We start from the raw sequence: 18,585 nt of genomic DNA, 5'->3' as shown, positions 1-18,585 counted from the left end.
ATCATCCAATAACATTTTATTAGCTAATTCTGTATGTTATCTCTCATTTTTGCTCATGATAATCATATCTAAGTAACATTTACTGTACTTATTGTTTTTATCTTCTTAGGATCGGTAGCCGATTTTGTTATTGATAAGTTCAAAGAGTAAGCATCATGGAACTGGAACACGAAAGTAAACGTCCTCTCTATATTCCCTACGCTGGCCCTATCTTGTTGGAATTTCCTCTGCTGAATAAAGGCAGTGCCTTTACAGAAGAAGAACGCAGTAATTTCAACTTACATGGCTTATTGCCACAGGCCGTTGAAACAATAGAAGAGCAGGCAGAACGCGCCTACCGTCAATATGTCGATTTCAAAAACGATATCGATAGACACATTTATTTAAGGAATATTCAAGACACCAACGAAACACTGTTCTATCGCCTCCTTGATGCCCATTTAAGCGAAATGATGCCTATTATCTACACGCCAACTGTTGGTGCTGCGTGTGAACACTTTTCTGACATTTACCGTCGTGCTCGTGGCCTGTTTATCTCCTACCCAAATCGGGCTTACATTGATGATATGCTGCAAAATGCCACTAAGCAGAATGTAAAAGTTATCGTTGTTACCGATGGTGAGCGTATCCTTGGTCTGGGTGATCAGGGAATCGGAGGCATGGGTATTCCTATCGGTAAACTGTCACTGTATACCTCCTGTGGCGGGATCAGCCCTGCTTATACCCTGCCTGTGGTTCTGGATGTGGGAACAAATAACCCACAGCGCCTCAATGATCCACTGTATATGGGCTGGCGTCATCCACGTATTACTGGCAAAGAGTATGATGAATTTGTGGATGAATTTATTCAGGCCGTGAAACGTCGCTGGCCTAACGTACTTCTGCAATTTGAAGATTTTGCCCAAAACAACGCCATGCCACTGTTGAACCGCTATCGCGATGAGCTTTGCTGCTTCAATGATGATATCCAGGGCACCGCAGCCGTTGCCTTGGGTAGCCTGATTGCCGCCAGCCGTGCCGCAGGCCGCCAACTAAAAGATCAAACCGTGGCATTCCTTGGTGCCGGCTCGGCGGGCTGTGGTATTGCCGAGCAGATCATTGCTCAAATGAAATCTGAAGGACTGAGTGATGAACAGGCTCGTGCTCGCGTGTTTATGGTTGACCGCTTTGGCCTCCTTACCGACAAGCTGCCAAACTTGCTGGATTTCCAAAGTGCATTGGTACAGAAAAGCTCTACCTTACAATCGTGGAATGCTACCAGCGATTCTCTCTCATTGATGGACGTGGTTCGCAACGCCAAACCAACGGTCCTAATTGGTGTTTCTGGTCAATCTGGTCTGTTCACCGAAGAGATCATTCGTGAAATGCACAAACATTGTGAACGTCCAGTCGTGATGCCTCTTTCCAACCCAACATCACGTGTGGAAGCTCGTCCAGAAGACATCATCAACTGGACGGAAGGCAAGGCATTGGTCGCGACAGGAAGCCCATTTGCACCAGTAAAATATGACGGTCAGGAATATCCCATCGCACAATGTAACAACTCCTATATCTTCCCAGGGATCGGTTTAGGCGTTATCGCTGCCGGCGCTAAACGTGTTACCGATGATATGTTGATGGCTGCCAGCCGCGCATTAGCGGATTGTTCACCGCTGGCACAAACAGGCTCTGGACCATTGTTGCCACTGATTGATGATATCCAGGATGTTTCCCGCAAAATAGCCAAAGAAGTGGCAAAAAAAGCCCAAATTCAAGGTGTAGCGATCGTTACATCGGAAGATGCATTGGATGAGGCGATTGAACGCAATTTCTGGAAACCAGAATATCGCGTCTATAAACGTACTTCATTCTGATAATATTGGTAATAAGCCTGCCAGTCATATTGGCAGGCTTGAAAAATAATCAAATAATCATCCAGCCAGATAAATCATAAATAATTGCTTTATATTTTTTAAATTGAATCCGTTTAATTCCGATATGCTCCCCCAAAACTTGCTTCAATATTTCAAGTCAAGTAGCCTTTAGGGCATTGGCTCATCAGCGCATATAAGGCAAACAAAAATCATGTGGAAGCGCTTGATTACTGGTCTCATTTTTATTATTGCTGTCCTTATACTGGCAGCCGTTATGCTTGACCGTTGGGTTAGCTGGAAAACTGCTCCTTACATTTTTGATGATGTCAGGCAATTGCCTGAGCGAGAAGTCGGTATGGTACTCGGCACATCCAAATATTATAAAACTGGTACATATAACCAATATTATTTCTATCGGATCCAAGGAGCGGTTAATGCTTACAACAGCGGTAAAGTCAAATACCTGCTATTGAGTGGGGATAACGCCCAGCATAGTTATAATGAGCCAATTACTATGCGGAAGGATTTGATCAAGGCAGGAATTCCGGCCAGTAACATTGTGATGGACTTTGCCGGTTTCAGAACATTGGACTCGGTTGTCAGAACCCGCAAGGTATTTGATACCAACGATTTTACTATCATCACTCAGCGCTTTCATTGCGAACGAGCCCTGTTTATCGCTATGCATTTTGGTATAGCAGCACAATGTTATGTGGTTCCCTCCCCCAAGAATATGATGACGATCCGTCTCAGGGAAGTATTGGCTCGTCTCGGCGCCTTGACTGATCTCTATATTTTAAAACGTGAACCTCGCTTTTTAGGCCCATTAATGCCGATCCCTGCCCAACATACTGTACCAACAGGAATTCAAGGTTACCCTGCGGTATCACCAGAGGAGTTACAAGAATTAGAAAGGAAGCCGCAAAGGAAATAAGAATGGATAAAAGTTGCAGTTTACCGACAAAACTAAACTGCAACCTGAAACCTATTAACCTCTAAAAATCTGTCAGAGGTGAAATGGTTGGCGCAAAGCTTTTCCTAAACCTTACCTGCCAACTTTACTGTTAAACTGCGCCAGAGCTTTTCCATCGGGCCCTGAGAATAACGCTTCAACCACCAGCAAGCAAACCAAATATTCAATGCCCAGATAAAGGGAATAAATGCCATTAACTCCAAACGGCTAAACTGCCCAAATAACTCAAAGCGATAAAAAAGTGTGGTACAAACCAGTGTTTGCAACAAATAGCTACTCAGTGCCATTTTCCCAACCTGCCGGAGCCAAAACGTGATTTTCCAATGTGAAATAGCAGACCAAAACCCATAAATCAGTGCGATATAAGCCAATGCCAGCAGCGGTGTTGCCAATTCAGTGATGGTGTAACGGACAGTCCAGGATGCAAAATAACTGTAGGGATATAAATATTGTATCGACAAGGCAATACCCTGAATCGTCATACCAACGGGGATCAGGCATAATGCTAATCGGCGGTAATGTTTACGACTGAATTCCCCTTTTAACCAACCATTACGCAGCAACATAGCACCACAAAGCATGACACCCATTATTTGCCAGCCATATTGCACAATCACCACAATCATCGCACCGCTTATCTGACGAATACGATATTCTATGGCCAATAATCCACCATACGTTTTCCAGTAGTTTTCATAAGAAATATCTTCCGGTGTAGGCTGCCAGAATGAATTATTTTCTCCTAAGGGAAAGAGTCCCAGAAGGTAAAACATCATTACGCCAAATAAATAGAAAGTCACCGCTGTACCAAACAATTTTTGACGATTATCGATAAAACGCCATGCTAATAAGCCAACAACGCCATATGACAACAAAATGTCGCCATCCCATAGCAAAACACCATGCAATAAACCAATAACAGCCAAAACCAGTAACCTGGGGATATTCCAATCACGCCCCCGCTGCCGAAGCAATTCGAGTGATGCTCCGAACAACAGCGTCAAGATGAACAAAAATTTTCCCTGAGTAAAGGTATTCAATACAGACCATGTCATCACGTCAGAGAACGAAACTGAATCTTTATAAAACAGATTCATATAGGCTGCATATGGCAAGGCAAAACTGGAAATGTTCAGCAGCAATATTCCCAAAATGGCAAAACCGCGCACACTATCAAGTATCTCAATTCTCTGACACATTACCCCATTACAACTGTGTTTCATGGTAATAGAAATTCATCATGATAAGTGCAAATGGCGCACAGCACGCAGGAACTCCTGTCGTGTATTCTGGCTGGTTTTAAATAACCCTCCCAGCGAAGTCGTCGTTGTGGTACTGGTCGCATCGCGAATACCACGCGCTTTCACGCAATAATGGACAGCATCGATGGAAACAGCGACGTTATTTGTACCAAGCAGGATTTGTAGTGCAATCAGGATCTGCTGTGTTAAACGCTCCTGCACTTGTGGGCGCTGCGCAAAAAACTGGACAATGCGGTTAATCTTTGACAAACCAATGACTTTGTCCTTAGGAATATAAGCAACCGTGGCTTTGCCATCAATAGTGACAAAATGGTGTTCACAAGTGCTGGTCATCGTAATATCACGCACTGTCACCATTTCATCTACTTTCATTTTATTTTCTATCAGCGTAATTTTCGGGAAATTGTTATAGTCCAACCCTGAGAATATCTCATCCACATACATTTTCGCGATACGACCCGGCGTATCTGCCAAACTGTCATCACTCAAATCGAGATTTAACAGCTTCATAATTTCTGTCATATGTTCCTCAATGCGTGCTTTACGCACCTCTGGCGCCAAAGTTGGTCCACGCAATGGGGTTTCAAGACCACGGTCAACCAGTGCCGAATGCACCAGTGCAGCTTCTGTACTTAGGGATGACATCAGTTTCTCCAAGGTAAATATTTCCGTTACTTGACGGGAAATCGGGACACTTATTTTACGCAGATATCGGCGAATGTAATACCACACTAATCTATTTTATCTTGTTCTACGCATATATCGTCTGCGCGAATACACGAATAGGCGCATAACTATACCTGTACATCCTCAATGCACCAAATCAGGATGGTTCACGATGAGTATTAGTGCGATAAAATACCAGCAACCCGGCAATGAGCAACCCAATAAATGCAATATACAAAGCAGGTTCCAATTTGCCTGTCAGCCATGTCGAAATAGCTGATAACATTGGCCCTACCAATTGCCCTAGCGCATAACCGGTGGTCAGCAATCCCGCCATATATCGGGCATGATTGGGCGCCAATTCACGACCATACTGCAAAGCAAGCTGTACTACACACATAAATCCACCGCCTACCAGCAATGCCCCAATCATCAAACCACCAATGCCCGGTAACATTTCGGCAATCAAAATACCCAGAGCCTGAAGCCATAACGTAACCGCCAGGCGGATTTGAGATGTTGATACATTACGCAGCAAAATTCCCAGCATGATACCAATGACCGAAGCACCACCAAATATTGGCCAGACAAATTGGGCAAACAAGCTATCAGGGAAACGCTCTGTCGCCATTTGGGAAAGAAACGTCGCAGGTAAAATATAGCCAAACCCAGCCAGACTATAACACCACACCAATCGCTTGATTTCCGGTGTCATGTTCAGTGTTTGGATCGCCGTCTGCGGACGGTGCAATTCACCGCTGCGAGGCAGATAGCGACTGACATAAATACTGAATAACAGCGCCAGAATGCCATATAACATCCACGCATTGGCGGCACTCATCTGCCAGGATTGAACCCCAATTGCTACCATGCCACTGATAAAGATCCCCACCCCCGTCCCTGAGAAAACGGCTGCACTCAATCCTGGATGATTCAATTTTGTCAACTCATCATTCGCCCATGCGGCTACCAATACCAACGTCCAGCCACTTGCCCAGCCAATAAAAAAGCGGGCAATACTGTGCAATATGGGTCCATCCAACAATGCGGAAAGCAAGGTGATAATGACCGCTCCCCACAAACCGCTCCACAAACGGTATTCCACAAAACGTTGCGCCCGCATGGCATCATAAGAACCCGCCAGATAGCCGAGGTAATTGAATGCTGCGACTATTCCCGCACTCGTTAATGTCAGTTGGGACTCAGCGATCATCAATGGAACTTGTGGGGTAAAAGTGAAGCGTCCTATTCCCATTGCAACAACCAAAGCGAGAAAACCGCTTAATGCAATCTGAAAAGCCTGATAGTTACGACTACCAGATGTAACAGTTTTATTTTTCATAGTGATTAAATAGTAATGAAGTTAATTGATTTGGTAGGCATTATTCAGTTATAACAAATCATAAATATAATATACATCTTTCCTTAACAACCTCTCTTTGGCAGTCACCATTGCCTGTCATTCCCCATCAATGCAATCTTTGCCATAATGCATTCAATACAAGAATAAACACTTGTCCGCAATTTGCGGCGTATAGGGAGTTTCTTATGGATCATTGTCATACCTCAGATTTAATCTCACTTGATCAGGCACTAGAAAAATTACTGGCACACACCGTTCCCCTCACTGCTACTCCTCTGATCACGACAGAAACCATTAACCTGACTGAATCTGCGGGCAGAATTACCGCCACTGATATCATTTCCCCGATCAACGTACCCTCGTTTGATAACTCAGCAATGGATGGTTATGCCATTCGCCTTGCAGATCTTAACGAAAACCAAACCTTGCCAATGGCAGGCAAGGCGTTGGCGGGTATGCCGTTTCAGCAGGAATGGCCGACTGGCAGTTGCATCCGCATTATGACCGGTGCTCCCATTCCTTCTGGTGCTGATGCTATTGTTATGCAAGAACAAACGGAGGTTACCGAAACAGGAATTTGCTTCACCCATCCGGTAAAATCAGGGCAGAATATTCGCACCATTGGGGAAGATATCAGCCAAAATGCGTTGGTATTACCAAAAGGGATCAAACTCTCCACAGCACAATTACCACTGATTGCTTCACTAGGCATTACAACGGTTGATGTTGTCCGCAAACTGAAAATTGCCATTTTTTCTACCGGTGACGAGTTACAACCCATCGGTGAACCCTTACAAGCAGGCCAAATTTACGATACCAACCGATTTGCCATTCGCCTGATGTTGGAAAAACTGGATTGTGAAATCATCGATCTTGGCGTAATCCGCGATGATCCCGATGCATTGCGCCAGACCTTTATTGAAGCAGATAAAAAAGCTGATTTAGTAATCAGCAGCGGTGGCGTTTCCGTTGGTGAAGCTGATTACACCAAACAACTCTTAGAAGAAGCAGGAAAAATCAGTTTTTGGAAACTCGCCATTAAACCGGGTAAGCCTTTCGCCTTTGGTAAATTGGAAAATGCCTGGTTCTGCGGCTTACCCGGCAATCCGGTGTCTGCCGTGCTCACCTTCTACCAATTAGTACAACCGTTGATTGCCCACCTATCGGGTTTTACTGCATGGCAACCGCCTATGCGTCTCACCGCCAAGACGACAACACCCTTGAAAAAATCCCCCGGCAGACTGGATTTCCAACGCGGTATTGCTTCACTGAATGAACATGGTGAATTAGAGGTACAAACTACGGGGCATCAAGGCTCGCATATCTTTAGTTCATATGATCTTGGCAACTGTTTTATTGTGTTGGAACGGGAACGTGGACATGTTGTTGCTGGTGAAACCGTGCAAATCGAGCTTTTCAACTATTTACTGAAAAATCAATAACTGAAAATCCAATAATAAGAAGATACCGAAAAATGGTAGTCGAACTTACCGATGAAGAGACCCTGCGTTATAACCGACAAATTGTCTTACGTGGTTTCGATTTCGACGGGCAGGAAGCATTAAAATCTGCCAAGGTGTTAATAGTGGGTGCTGGAGGGCTTGGTTGTGCCGCTTCCCAATATCTTGCAGTGGCGGGTATTGGGACAATTACCCTGCTGGATTTTGATACGGTTTCCCTTTCTAATCTGCAACGACAAATCCTCCACCGCGATGAGCGCATTGGTATGGCAAAAGTACATTCCGCGGCGCTGACCCTGCGGGAGCTCAACCCACACATCACCATCAACCCCATTGAAGGGCTATTGGATGATCCGGCGTTAGATGAGCTAATCAGCCAACACGAAATTGTGCTCGACTGTACAGATAATGTTGCCATTCGTGAACAACTCAATCACCTGTGTTATAGGCGTAAAATAACGTTGGTATCGGGTGCTGCGATCCGCATGGAAGGCCAACTTTCTGTCTTTACTTACCAACCGAAAGAGCCTTGTTATCGTTGCCTAAGCCGCTTGTTTGGTGAAAACAGCCTGACTTGTGCTGAAGCAGGTGTCATGGCGCCATTAGTAGGAACTATCGGCTCCTTGCAGGCAATAGAAACCATTAAACTATTAACCCAATACGGGCAAACCTGTTGTGGCAAAGTATTACTTTTCGATGCAATGACAATGCAATTTCGCCAAATAATGTTGCTGAAAGATCCCTTGTGTGAGATTTGCCAATCACAGTAACTATGTCTGGCAATAACTATGCCCATTGGAAGTTTTATAAAGAAACATCCAGCCAAATTTGGCTGGATGTTTCTCTTCCAATATAAATCCGGCTTACCCGACAATACCCTGACTTCTCAGATACTCATCATAAGTACCTTTAAAATCAATAACCTTATCGGATTTAATCTCCAAAATACGGCTAGCCAGTGAACTAACAAAGGCACGGTCATGGGAGACGAAAATCAGCGTTCCCTGATAGAGTTCCAGCGCAAGATTCAAAGATTCGATAGACTCCATATCCAAGTGGTTAGTTGGTTCATCCATAACCAAAATGTTAGGCTTATGCATCATCAGTTTGCCAAACAGCATCCGACCTTTCTCACCACCAGACAGCACACCGACTTTCTTCTTGATATCATCCTGCCCAAACAATAAGCGGCCGAGAATACTGCGTACTGCCTGCTCATCATCGCCTTCATGCTTCCATTGGCTCATCCACTCAAATACGGTCATATCACAGTTAAAATCACTGGCGTGATCCTGTGCGTAATAGCCAATCGTGCTGTTTTCGGACCATTTAATTGTGCCGCTATTTGGTGTTTCTTCACCCACCAGGGTCTTCAAGAGTGTCGTTTTACCAATACCGTTTTCACCGATTACCGCCATCTTTTCACCGACTTCCATCAGCAAATTCAGATCCTTGAACAGTGGTCCGTTATCGTAACCTTTGGTCAAATCCTCTAATTCCAGTGCATTACGGAACAGTTTTTTCTCTTGCTCAAAGCGGATATAAGGATTCTGACGGCTGGAAGCTTTCACTTCTTCCAACTGGATCTTATCAATCTGACGGGCACGGGAAGTTGCCTGTTTAGATTTGGAAGCATTAGCACTGAAACGGCTAACGAATGACTGCAATTCAGCAATCTGTGCCTTTTTCTTGGCATTATCAGCCAGCAAACGTTCACGAGCTTGCGTTGCGGCAATCATATACTCATCATAATTGCCAGGGAACAAACGCAGTTCACCATAGTCCAAATCGGCCATATGGGTACATACCGTATTCAGAAAATGACGGTCATGGGAAATGATGATCATAGTGCTGTTACGTTCGTTGAGCACTTCCTCCAACCAACGGATAGTATCGATATCCAGGTTGTTGGTTGGTTCATCGAGCAGCAAGACATCAGGATCGGAAAACAAAGCTTGTGCCAACAATACACGCAATTTCCAGCCCGGAGCTACTGCACTCATCAAGCCATAATGCTGCTCAACAGGAATTCCGACACCCAGCAACAATTCGCCAGCACGCGCTTCTGCACTGTAACCATCCATCTCACCATAAGCGACTTCCAGATCCGCGACACGATAGCCATCTTCTTCGCTCATTTCTGTCATCGCATAAATGCGGTCACGTTCCTGTTTGACTTCCCACAGCTCCTTATGCCCCATGATGACGGTATCCAACACGGTATATTCTTCGAAAGCAAACTGATCCTGACGCAACTTACCCAGACGCTCATTAGGATCAAGGCTGACATTACCGGAAGTTGGGGTTAAATCTCTGCCCAAGATTTTCATGAAAGTAGATTTACCTGCCCCATTCGCCCCAATCAGACCATAACGGTTACCGTTGCCGAATTTGACAGAAATATTTTCAAACAGTGGCTTACTGCCAAACTGCATAGTGATGTTGTTTGTACTTAACACAACTGTTGCTCTTATAAGTGAATAAAAAGGGAGATGATAAAACCGATAGCCGCGCATTATGCCACAACAGAAGAAAAGTATCGCCTGAATGCGTTACCCACTTTTAAAATCAGGGTAATACCTTAAATAACGTACTGAATATTAATCACTTTTATATAAAAGAAACTAATCTGTTGAACAGAGAAATATAGAATAGAAAACGGTACTGTTATAAACTTTCCTCTATATTTTACAAATCAACAAATTGATATATCGGAAAAACGCAATGCAAAAAGTAAGATGGGGTATTATAGGTTGTGGTAATGTAACAGAAGTAAAAAGTGGTCCTGCTTTTTATAAGTTAGAGAATTCAGAATTAGTCGCTGTCATGCGCCGCAATGCTGATTTAGCCAAAGATTTTGCCAAGCGGCACAATATCCGAAAATGGTATTCAGATGCCGAATCTTTGATTAATGATCCGGAAGTTGATGCCATTTATATTGCTACCCCACCTTCTACCCATAAGAAAGATACTATTTTGGCAGCATAAACTGGCAAAAGTGTTTATGTCGAAAAACCAATGGCATTAACATTTGAAGAATGCAACGAAATGATTGCCATCTGCCGATTTCAAAAAGTTCCCCTGTTCGTCGCTTATTATCGCAGAGCATTACCAAGATTTATTAAAATAAAAGCATTAATTGATTCTGGAGCAATTGGTACACCAAGAATTGTCAATTGCATGCAATTCAGGGAAATGGCGTCTATTTATCAAGATCCTGATAATTTGCCCTGGTTTGTTAAACCAGAAATATCTGGTGGTGGCTTATTTGTTGATCAGGGCGCGAGCACACTATTTTTACTGTTTTTTAAAGATTAATAATTTTCAATATTTTATTTTTATAGTTTTATATCGGGTAATAATTGAACTAAATCACAGTTCTTGTGAGTCGCGTATCTGACGGCAAATTTGATGCACACGACCGCACAAATTGTTGCTTGGGTCTGGGCACGCTGGCAGGTCACTTTCTCTGTGGCCGGGATGACAAAATGGCTCCACCGTCAGGGATTCAACTACAAGAAACCGGTGGGAACACCTCATAAATTCGATATGGATAAACAGCAACAATTTATTGAGAGTTACACCGCGCTAAAATAGTTCAATTTTTTGCTGAGGTCCTGAATATCAAGTTGCATTATCTGCCTCCTTACAGCCCTAACCTCAACCCGATTGAGCGATTATGGAAGTACGCGAATGAGCAGGTACGAAACAATGTCTATTTCCCGGATACCAAAACGTTCCGTGAAACCCTTCATCATTTTTTTCATGTCACCTTACCCGAAAAAGTACAGGAATTAGCTACCCGGCTGACCGATAATTTCCAGACTTTAATTCCTGCATCTTCAAGTTAATTGCGTATAAAGGAGCGGCTATGTCATTTCAACTCACCATAAAAGTCGAGCATCGCGTTATTTTCCATATTGTAATAACCATTCTTTATTTTTTATAAAACTCAATTAATTATCCCGCATTAATTAAAATAATAAATTGGTTTTTACCAAACTATATAGAAGATCAAAAAGCACTTATATATGAACACCAATAAAATAAAAATAAGTCAATATAACTTAAGTTGCTATTTCAATATGTTATAAATAACTAAAACCACACGTTATACTCCTCTAGTTTATTATTTATTTAGAAATAGAAACTAGTTGAAAATTATAAGCCACTATATAATGTTGAATTTTATAAATTACTCGTCGGATTTGTAGCATTTATGGGGAGAGATAAATGGCAGGATTCAGAAAGAGCGACGGTAACAGATTCAAGTATAATTTAGATATCTGAATGAACAATTCTGGACATTAATTACGCTATCAGATTATAAGAATATGCAAAAAGAGATTACGATGAATACACTAGGCATTATAAAAAACAACATGAAGTTGTCACACCCGGTTGAAGTATTAGAGACCTTACTAATACGCTTATATTTATATGACCGTACATCAAACAAAGACCTTTCATTAAAAAGCAATTTACCTATTCCTATCATCTCGGCATTTAAAAAAGAATTAATAAAGTATAATTTTGCTGAAAATAAAGGGGTTTTTAAATTAAACTCAACAGGTATAAAATACGTTCAAAATGAACTGAAATATAAATCAATTGATATCAATAAATATAATTTACTTTCTTCAAATGAAAAACGAGAAGAGTTTGCAAATGAACTATCCGTTTTACTGGAGCCCATATATAACAACAGACCACAAGTCAATGTCTTATTAGATCAAGCTCATGCAACATTAGAGACATCAATAAGCAGGGTAATGTTATTACTTAATAACCCACGAGTATTTAAACAAAACATTCTATTCTTAGGCGATGATGATTTAACTTCTTTAGCCTTAATGATGGCATTTAAAAAACTCGGACATTATTCTTCAAAAAATATTTTTGTCAAAGATATAGATCAAGATCTATTAACATTTATCCAAGATATAGCGAATCAAAATGATTTTTTTATTAATACCGAGTATTTAGATCTAAAACGCGCTAACGTTTACACCAAAGATTTTGACATTATTTGGACAGATCCTCCTTATACATTGAGTGGATTAAAATTATTTTTATCACGTGCAATTAGTTTAGCTAAAAATGATAACAGTGAGATTTTACTTTCATTTGGTCAAAAAAAACCAATGGAAAACCAAGAGGTACAGCGGTTACTCAACAACCAAAATCTCCTTATCAAGAATATTTATCCGCAATTCAATAAATATCATGGCGGAAGTATTATAAGTAATGTCAGTGATTTATATGTTCTTTCTGTGACTCCACACACATATCCAATCATTTCAGGGAAAAGTGACTACTCAGATAAAATATACACAGGAGAATTAAATCCTCGTATAAAATTTTATCAATGTAAATCATGCAATAACATGATAACCATTGGGCACGGAAAAAACATATTAACGATAGAACAGTTAATCGAGACAACGTGTGATAAGTGTCACGGCAATAAATTTCAATATCGTGGTCAAGAGAAAGTCAATTCATCAACTAATGTAAGTCAACTTGGGACTCACATTATTGTAGATATGAAAGATTGTGATGCAGAAATATTGAAATCGGTATCAGCCATTGAAAAAATCATGCTTGATGTTGCCCAAAAATTTGGGTTAAACATTGTTACTCATAATTTTCATCAATTCAAACCATGGGGTGTCAGTGGAGCACTAATATTGGCTGAGTCACATTTTACTATTCACACATGGCCAGAGTATCATTATGCAGCACTTGATTTATTTGCCTGTAATGAATTTAAACATCAAGATGCGTTTATAACGGAGTTACAAATGCAGCTTAATGCCCAAGAATATGAGTATAAAATACTACAGAGAGGGTTTTAATTTTAAAATAAGTAAAATCCCTTATTAACACCTTACCCACGAAATAACTGATTGTTAATTAGCCAGGAGTGAAAGGCAATCAGTTACAGAATAATAAACGTACTGAATTTTGTTACATTACGTACATATACCTAACCTTGTGCTTTGAAAGCAAACTGATCCTGACTCAACTTACCCAAACGCTCATTAGGATCAAGGCTGACATTACCGGAAGTTGGGGTTAAATCTCTGCCCAAGATTTTCATGAAAGTAGATTTACCTGCCCCATTCGCCCCAATCAGACCATAACGGTTACCGTTGCCGAATTTGACAGAAATATTTTCAAACAGTGGCTTACTGCCAAACTGCATAGTGATGTTGTTTGTACTTAACACAACTGTTGCTCTTTAAACAACACACTGAATGTTAATTGTTTTTTATGAAAAATTTAATATATTGAAGCGTGAAATATAGAACAAAAAACGGTACTGTTATAAACTTTCTTCTATATTTTACAAATCAACAAATTGATATATCGGAAAAACGCAATGCAAAAAGTAAGATGGGGTATTATAGGTTGTGGTAATGTAACAGAAGTAAAAAGTGGTCCTGCTTTTTATAAGTTAGAGAATTCAGAATTAGTCGCTGTCATGCGCCGCAATGCAGATTTAGCCAAAGATTTTGCCAAGCGGCACAATATCCGAAAATGGTATTCAGATGCCGAATCTTTGATTAATGATCCGGAAGTTGATGCCGTTTATATTGCTACCCCACCTTCTACCCATAAGAAATATACTATTTTGGCAGCACAAGCTGGCAAAAGTGTTTATGTCGAAAAACCAATGGCATTAACATTTGAAGAATGCAACGAAATGATTGCCATCTGCCGATTTCAAAAAGTTCCCCTGTTCGTCGCTTATTATCGCAGAGCATTACCAAGATTTATTAAAATAAAAGCATTAATTGATTCTGGAGCAATTGGTATACCAAGAATTGTCAATTGCATGCAATTCAGGGAAATGGCGTCTATTTATCAAGATCCTGATAATTTGCCCTGGTTTGTTAAACCAGAAATATCTGGTGGTGGCTTATTTGTTGATTTAGCTTGTCATACACTTGATATATTGGATTTTCTGCTGGGTAAAATTACTTCAATTAAAGGACATGCCCATTCACAGGCAAAAGCCTATCCCGCCGAAGACTGTGTTTCCATGTCATTTATGTTCGAGAATCATATTCAAGGAGTTGGAATTTGGAATTTTGTCGCCAGTTTTCGCGAGGATAAAGTCGAAATTATCGGTACAAAAGGAAAAATAGTTTTTGCAACATTTGGTGATTCCCCCATTTCATACTATGTCGAAAATAACCAGCTACACCAATATCATTTCGAAAATCCAAAACATATTCAAATGCCATTCATTCAGACGGTTATTAATAACATACAGGGCAATGGCAGTTGCTCATCCACGGGTGAATCTGCCGCCCGCACCAGTTGGGTTATTGATGAAGTATTAAAAGAGTATCGGGCTGCTTCAAACACTATTTCCCACAAGTAGTCACTAGCTAGATACAATATTGTAAAAAACCTAAAAATAACAAATCTTGTATAAATTTTTAAACTACCTTAATTTATGTTGTGGATCAGATTAATACGTTAACGACTACAATAACCATCAAAGTATAGCTTTGATGGTTTTAATATATCATTCCTGATCACAAGGTAAGTGCCATCGTTCTGCTGGCTTCTTGATACCCTTCCCTTATATAAAAGCGTATCGCATCAACATTCTGGGATAATACGCTCAGTTCAAGGTGTGAATAATGGTTTTCTTGCGCCCACTTTTTCATACCAGCCAATAATTTCTGGCCAATTCCAAGATTTCTGGCATCCTGACGCATCATTAAGTCAAAAACATAACCATAAGTTCTCGGAACCAGGCAATTAAAGGGAGGCGTCTTTTGCTCTTGAGCAATAGCAAAACCTCTGATGCTGCCATTCTCATCTTCTGCAACTAATAAGTGAAACTTATCGTTATTGATATTGGAAGCAATAAAATTCCTGTCTTGTTCAGCCGCTTGCATCCTATCCGGCTGCAATGCCGCCATTTCACTGAACAATACACTATAAAGAGATAAAATAGCCTCAATATCCTGCATAGTAGCCGTTCTTATTATCATTAGATTCTCTCGGTTATTTTCAATGAATTAGTATAAATTTCCACCAACAGAATAATATAATTATTAAAACGATCAAGTCCCCCACTGAATTCTTCCAATGTGCCAAACCTTCTGGTAAAGACACAAAACTCTCTATTAACAAACATGCAACTGAGAATACTGTTGAGTTATATCTGTTTCACTGCGAAGATGGCATCTCTTAAATAATACGTTGTAACTGAGGTTTTTTTAAATGTCTCTTTCCAAACATCGGGCAGCTTCTTTTCCACTGCTTCCTGTGATTTTATTGTTACTGTCAATGACATCAATCCAAGCTGGAGCCTCACTGGCTAAAACATTATTTCCTGTCATTGGTGCGCCTGGTGTCACAGCTCTGAGACTTGCATTAGGAACGATTATTCTATTTTTGATTTTTAAACCGTGGCGACTGAAATTTCAGCGTTCTTCATTACTCCCCCTTTTCGCCTATGGCATTTCCCTGGGAGCAATGAACTATCTGTTTTATCTGTCCTTATCCCGAATTCCGCTCGGCATTGCCGTTGCGCTTGAGTTTACCGGACCTTTAGCGGTGGCCATGTTTTCTTCCCGCCGCCCGCTCGATTTTCTCTGGATTGCCCTGGTCATTGCCGGATTAAGCTTCCTGCTGCCAATCGGGAATAGCATCAATACACTCGATCCTGTCGGTATTGTGTACGCACTGGGAGCCGGCGTTTTTTGGGCACTTTATATTATCTTTGGGCAACGTGCTGGTGCGGGCTATGGTGCCGCGACAGTCTCTATCGGTTCACTTATTGCTGCCTTTATCTTCTTCCCAATCGGATTAATACAGACTGGCCCTGAACTACTGTTCGATACTTCTCTGCTGCCTATTGCTCTGGGGATCGCCATTTTATCCACCGCATTTCCTTACACTCTGGAAATGATTGCACTTACTCGCCTGCCAGCCAAAACATTTGGGACATTAATGAGCCTTGAACCTGCATTAGGAGCATTATCAGGCATCATTTTCCTTAATGAGCATTTGACAAAAACTCAATGGATTGCTCTCTTTTGCATTATTTGTGCTTCTATAGGCTCCACTTCGACTATTAAGCGAAAAACTAAAATAGAAAAAATAGAATAATGAATTTAGAAATATTGATATGATTTATTGAAGCCGGAGAAAGAATTTCATTCTCTGGTTTTTTATTTTCACAAATTATCAATATGTTACCGACCAATATAATAACTATTAATTCGATAGAGATAAGCAATATGACTTCCGGCAGATGATCAACTAAATTTATTCTATCTAATGAGATAACTCATTACTCAGAATTAAAGGAGCATTATGATGAATACAGCAAAATTAATCAAAACCCAACCTTCTGGCCTGATTTATACCCGAAACAATCTTGATGAAGGTATTAAACAGAGAACGATTACTGCCTTAAATCATATGGTAACCCAATTTATCGATCTATCCATGTTGACTAAACAGGCTCACTGGAACATGCGTGGCCGCAATTTCATCGCCATTCATGAAATGCTGGATGATTTTCGTCATTCCATTACGGATCATTTTGACACATTTGCAGAACGAGCTGTTCAATTAAGTGGAACGGCGCTGGGCACTGTTCAAGAAGTGTATAAACGTACCACACTGGAAAGCTACCCAATAGGTATTCATAGTGTACAAGATCATCTAAAGGCACTGGCAGATCGTTATGCTGTCGTTGCTAATGATATCCGTCAGGCGATTGTTGATGCAGAAGATGAAGACACTGCGGATATGTTTACCGCAGCATCCCGTGATCTCGACAAATTTTTATGGCTTATCGAAGCAAATATTGAGCAATAAAATAAAAATATTATTCTTCATTATGTTAAGGCCACATCTGTGGCTTTTTTTCCATCAATGCCCATTATTGATGGAAAAAACATTAAAAAAAGAAGTTATAACCTTAAAAATCCCGCAAGCCTTTAAAAAAATCATTTTTCTCTCTATAATCCCTGTTTGATTTAAAAATAAACATGAGGATTCTATAAGATGGATATCGAAGTCAAAGATTCTAACGGCACATTACTGAACGACGGTGATTCAGTACAGGTTATCAAAGACTTGAAAGTCAAAGGGACTTCCAAAACGCTGAAACGCGGCACGCTGATCAAAAACATCCGCCTGACTCACCGCGAAGATGAGATTGAATGCAATGCCGATAAAATTAAGGGATTAGTCCTGAAAACCTGCTTCCTGAAAAAAATAGATAAATAACAGTTACAATCCTATTCTTGCTTAAAGGATAAATAATATTAATTTTTATATTATTTATCCTTTTTTATTAATGGGATTAAAATCGGATAGTATCGCTCATATTGAGTCAGGAGACTAACCATTACCACTGCCAATTAAGTTTTTCCGCCAAAAAAATAGCAATATCACTTAGAAAATCAATCTATTAAATACATAATTCATAGACGAAGCTCCAGAAAATCACTAAATAGATTGGAATTTCAGCCAAGAGAATTTATGATAAATGGGTTTTTATTCTGATACAGAATAAAAACATTGAAAATATTAAAGTTTATATAGAGGGTACAAGATGAAGACTTCACTTACTCTATGCACAGCTATTCTGCTATTAACATCCTGGAATACATTTGCAACAGAAGCAAAATTGCATAATAAATCTGAACAATGCGAAGCACGCGCACTAATTATATGTTCCAAGCATATTAAACATCATAAAAAATATCAATATTGCCTTAAAGAGGTATATAGCGAATGTATGCACCAATAGATATGATATAACTTCAACGCTATTAAATAAGTGTGATTTCAGAAGTCTGTAAGTTAAATTCGGTGATGTATACCCGTCGTTATTGAAAGTATTTAGTACCTTAATAATGACGGGTATATAGCCTTACTAAAATTAATCTTCAAAAGGGTAGATAATAAAATTTAAAGATATAAATAAAATCAACCAATAAAGTCACTATACCTATCGTCATTG

General features: G+C 40.4%; 15 protein-coding genes and 4 pseudogenes. 13 read left to right on the top strand and 6 right to left on the bottom strand.

All coding sequences use genetic code 11. The annotated features are described in order from the left end of the window. Positions 1 to 155: 155 nt before the first annotated feature. Both BDE27_RS11200 and sanA read left to right on the top strand, forming a co-directional pair. On the top strand, positions 156 to 1,853 hold the full coding sequence (locus tag BDE27_RS11200) for an NAD-dependent malic enzyme (protein WP_099131927.1): 1,698 nt from the start codon (positions 156 to 158) through the stop codon (positions 1,851 to 1,853). Positions 1,854 to 2,064: 211 nt separating this feature from the next. Then, positions 2,065 to 2,787 carry an outer membrane permeability protein SanA gene (gene sanA / locus BDE27_RS11195; RefSeq protein WP_099131926.1) on the top strand — a complete coding sequence of 241 codons (723 nt, stop codon included), beginning with the start codon at positions 2,065 to 2,067 and terminating at the stop codon, positions 2,785 to 2,787. Between the two features lie 104 nt (positions 2,788 to 2,891). On the opposite strand, the gene yeiB is transcribed toward sanA, so the two are convergent. The 3 genes from yeiB to BDE27_RS11180 all read right to left on the bottom strand — a co-directional run bounded on the left by yeiB (position 2,892) and on the right by BDE27_RS11180 (position 6,096). After that, a complete protein-coding gene (gene yeiB, locus BDE27_RS11190) occupies positions 2,892 to 4,049 on the bottom strand; it encodes a DUF418 domain-containing protein YeiB (protein WP_099131925.1) in 1,158 nt (385 codons plus the stop codon). Positions 4,050 to 4,064: 15 nt separating this feature from the next. Beyond that, positions 4,065 to 4,733, bottom strand: a complete 669-nt coding sequence (gene folE, locus BDE27_RS11185) for a GTP cyclohydrolase I FolE (RefSeq protein WP_099131924.1) — start codon at positions 4,731 to 4,733, stop codon at positions 4,065 to 4,067. Positions 4,734 to 4,911: 178 nt separating this feature from the next. Then, complete coding sequence (locus BDE27_RS11180) at positions 4,912 to 6,096, bottom strand: YbfB/YjiJ family MFS transporter (protein ID WP_099131923.1); 1,185 nt, start codon at positions 6,094 to 6,096, stop codon at positions 4,912 to 4,914. Between the two features lie 206 nt (positions 6,097 to 6,302). On the opposite strand from BDE27_RS11180, the gene moeA reads away from it, so the two are divergent. Further along, on the top strand, positions 6,303 to 7,559 hold the full coding sequence (gene moeA, locus BDE27_RS11175) for a molybdopterin molybdotransferase MoeA (RefSeq protein ID WP_099131922.1): 1,257 nt from the start codon (positions 6,303 to 6,305) through the stop codon (positions 7,557 to 7,559). Positions 7,560 to 7,591: 32 nt separating this feature from the next. Then, on the top strand, positions 7,592 to 8,347 hold the full coding sequence (moeB, locus tag BDE27_RS11170) for a molybdopterin-synthase adenylyltransferase MoeB (protein WP_099131921.1): 756 nt from the start codon (positions 7,592 to 7,594) through the stop codon (positions 8,345 to 8,347). A gap of 93 nt (positions 8,348 to 8,440) precedes the next feature. Here the strand turns inward: moeB and BDE27_RS11165 are convergent, their stop codons facing one another. Beyond that, on the bottom strand, positions 8,441 to 10,036 hold the full coding sequence (locus tag BDE27_RS11165; RefSeq protein ID WP_120211368.1) for an ABC-F family ATPase: 1,596 nt from the start codon (positions 10,034 to 10,036) through the stop codon (positions 8,441 to 8,443). A gap of 265 nt (positions 10,037 to 10,301) precedes the next feature. Here BDE27_RS11165 and BDE27_RS20465 point away from each other — a divergent pair. The 5 genes and pseudogenes from BDE27_RS20465 to speD form a co-directional block, all read left to right on the top strand. Then, positions 10,302 to 10,661 (top strand): annotated as a pseudogene (locus tag BDE27_RS20465) (Gfo/Idh/MocA family protein); the annotation flags it as partial. Then, positions 10,635 to 10,895 carry a Gfo/Idh/MocA family protein gene (locus tag BDE27_RS20460; RefSeq protein WP_420882909.1) on the top strand — a complete coding sequence of 87 codons (261 nt, stop codon included), beginning with the start codon at positions 10,635 to 10,637 and terminating at the stop codon, positions 10,893 to 10,895. The pseudogene BDE27_RS20465 and the gene BDE27_RS20460, both read left to right, overlap by 27 nt. Before the next feature lie 90 nt (positions 10,896 to 10,985). Beyond that, a pseudogene (locus BDE27_RS20455) lies at positions 10,986 to 11,171 on the top strand (helix-turn-helix domain-containing protein); the annotation flags it as partial. After that, positions 11,159 to 11,428: pseudogene (locus BDE27_RS20450) on the top strand (transposase); the annotation flags it as partial. The pseudogenes BDE27_RS20455 and BDE27_RS20450, both read left to right, overlap by 13 nt. Positions 11,429 to 11,929: 501 nt before the next feature. After that, complete coding sequence (gene speD / locus BDE27_RS11150; protein WP_099134083.1) at positions 11,930 to 13,435, top strand: adenosylmethionine decarboxylase; 1,506 nt, start codon at positions 11,930 to 11,932, stop codon at positions 13,433 to 13,435. 143 nt (positions 13,436 to 13,578) lie between these two features. Here the strand turns inward: speD and BDE27_RS11145 are convergent. Further along, positions 13,579 to 13,809, bottom strand: a pseudogene (locus tag BDE27_RS11145) (ATP-binding cassette domain-containing protein); the annotation flags it as partial. Positions 13,810 to 13,962: 153 nt separating this feature from the next. Between BDE27_RS11145 and BDE27_RS11140 the strand changes: the two are divergent. Then, positions 13,963 to 14,970 (top strand): Gfo/Idh/MocA family protein, encoded by a 1,008-nt coding sequence (locus BDE27_RS11140; RefSeq protein WP_099131203.1) that lies wholly within the window; start codon positions 13,963 to 13,965, stop codon positions 14,968 to 14,970. 157 nt (positions 14,971 to 15,127) lie between these two features. Here BDE27_RS11140 and BDE27_RS11135 read toward each other — a convergent pair whose 3' ends face one another. Then, positions 15,128 to 15,592 carry a GNAT family N-acetyltransferase gene (locus BDE27_RS11135; RefSeq protein ID WP_099131202.1) on the bottom strand — a complete coding sequence of 155 codons (465 nt, stop codon included), beginning with the start codon at positions 15,590 to 15,592 and terminating at the stop codon, positions 15,128 to 15,130. Positions 15,593 to 15,824: 232 nt separating this feature from the next. On the opposite strand from BDE27_RS11135, the gene rhtA reads away from it, so the two are divergent. The 3 genes from rhtA to BDE27_RS11120 all read left to right on the top strand — a co-directional run bounded on the left by rhtA (position 15,825) and on the right by BDE27_RS11120 (position 17,846). Continuing rightward, on the top strand, positions 15,825 to 16,715 hold the full coding sequence (gene rhtA, locus BDE27_RS11130) for a threonine/homoserine exporter RhtA (RefSeq protein ID WP_099131201.1): 891 nt from the start codon (positions 15,825 to 15,827) through the stop codon (positions 16,713 to 16,715). A 210-nt stretch (positions 16,716 to 16,925) separates the two neighbouring features. Then, positions 16,926 to 17,432 carry a DNA starvation/stationary phase protection protein Dps gene (dps, locus tag BDE27_RS11125; protein WP_099131200.1) on the top strand — a complete coding sequence of 169 codons (507 nt, stop codon included), beginning with the start codon at positions 16,926 to 16,928 and terminating at the stop codon, positions 17,430 to 17,432. A gap of 189 nt (positions 17,433 to 17,621) precedes the next feature. Next, entirely contained in the window at positions 17,622 to 17,846 is a 225-nt protein-coding gene (locus BDE27_RS11120) for an alkylphosphonate utilization protein (RefSeq protein ID WP_074018355.1), read from the top strand. Positions 17,847 to 18,585 lie beyond the last annotated feature (739 nt).

It is taken from the genome of Xenorhabdus ehlersii, assembly GCF_003610465.1.
Classification (GTDB): domain Bacteria; phylum Pseudomonadota; class Gammaproteobacteria; order Enterobacterales; family Enterobacteriaceae; genus Xenorhabdus; species Xenorhabdus ehlersii.
The sequence above is the reverse complement of the archived record's forward strand: the minus strand, read 5'-3'. Positions and strand labels throughout refer to the sequence as shown.

Coding starts and splice junctions, on each gene's coding strand:
- BDE27_RS11135 (WP_099131202.1), bottom strand. CDS start 15,592: ATGATAATAAGAACGGCTACTATGCAGGATATTGAGGCTATTTTATCT.
- moeB (WP_099131921.1), top strand. CDS start 7,592: ATGGTAGTCGAACTTACCGATGAAGAGACCCTGCGTTATAACCGACAA.
- folE (WP_099131924.1), bottom strand. CDS start 4,733: ATGTCATCCCTAAGTACAGAAGCTGCACTGGTGCATTCGGCACTGGTT.
- BDE27_RS11180 (WP_099131923.1), bottom strand. CDS start 6,096: ATGAAAAATAAAACTGTTACATCTGGTAGTCGTAACTATCAGGCTTTT.
- dps (WP_099131200.1), top strand. CDS start 16,926: ATGAATACAGCAAAATTAATCAAAACCCAACCTTCTGGCCTGATTTAT.
- rhtA (WP_099131201.1), top strand. CDS start 15,825: ATGTCTCTTTCCAAACATCGGGCAGCTTCTTTTCCACTGCTTCCTGTG.
- BDE27_RS11140 (WP_099131203.1), top strand. CDS start 13,963: ATGCAAAAAGTAAGATGGGGTATTATAGGTTGTGGTAATGTAACAGAA.
- speD (WP_099134083.1), top strand. CDS start 11,930: ATGAATACACTAGGCATTATAAAAAACAACATGAAGTTGTCACACCCG.
- BDE27_RS11200 (WP_099131927.1), top strand. CDS start 156: ATGGAACTGGAACACGAAAGTAAACGTCCTCTCTATATTCCCTACGCT.
- BDE27_RS11120 (WP_074018355.1), top strand. CDS start 17,622: ATGGATATCGAAGTCAAAGATTCTAACGGCACATTACTGAACGACGGT.
- yeiB (WP_099131925.1), bottom strand. CDS start 4,049: ATGAAACACAGTTGTAATGGGGTAATGTGTCAGAGAATTGAGATACTT.
- moeA (WP_099131922.1), top strand. CDS start 6,303: ATGGATCATTGTCATACCTCAGATTTAATCTCACTTGATCAGGCACTA.
- sanA (WP_099131926.1), top strand. CDS start 2,065: ATGTGGAAGCGCTTGATTACTGGTCTCATTTTTATTATTGCTGTCCTT.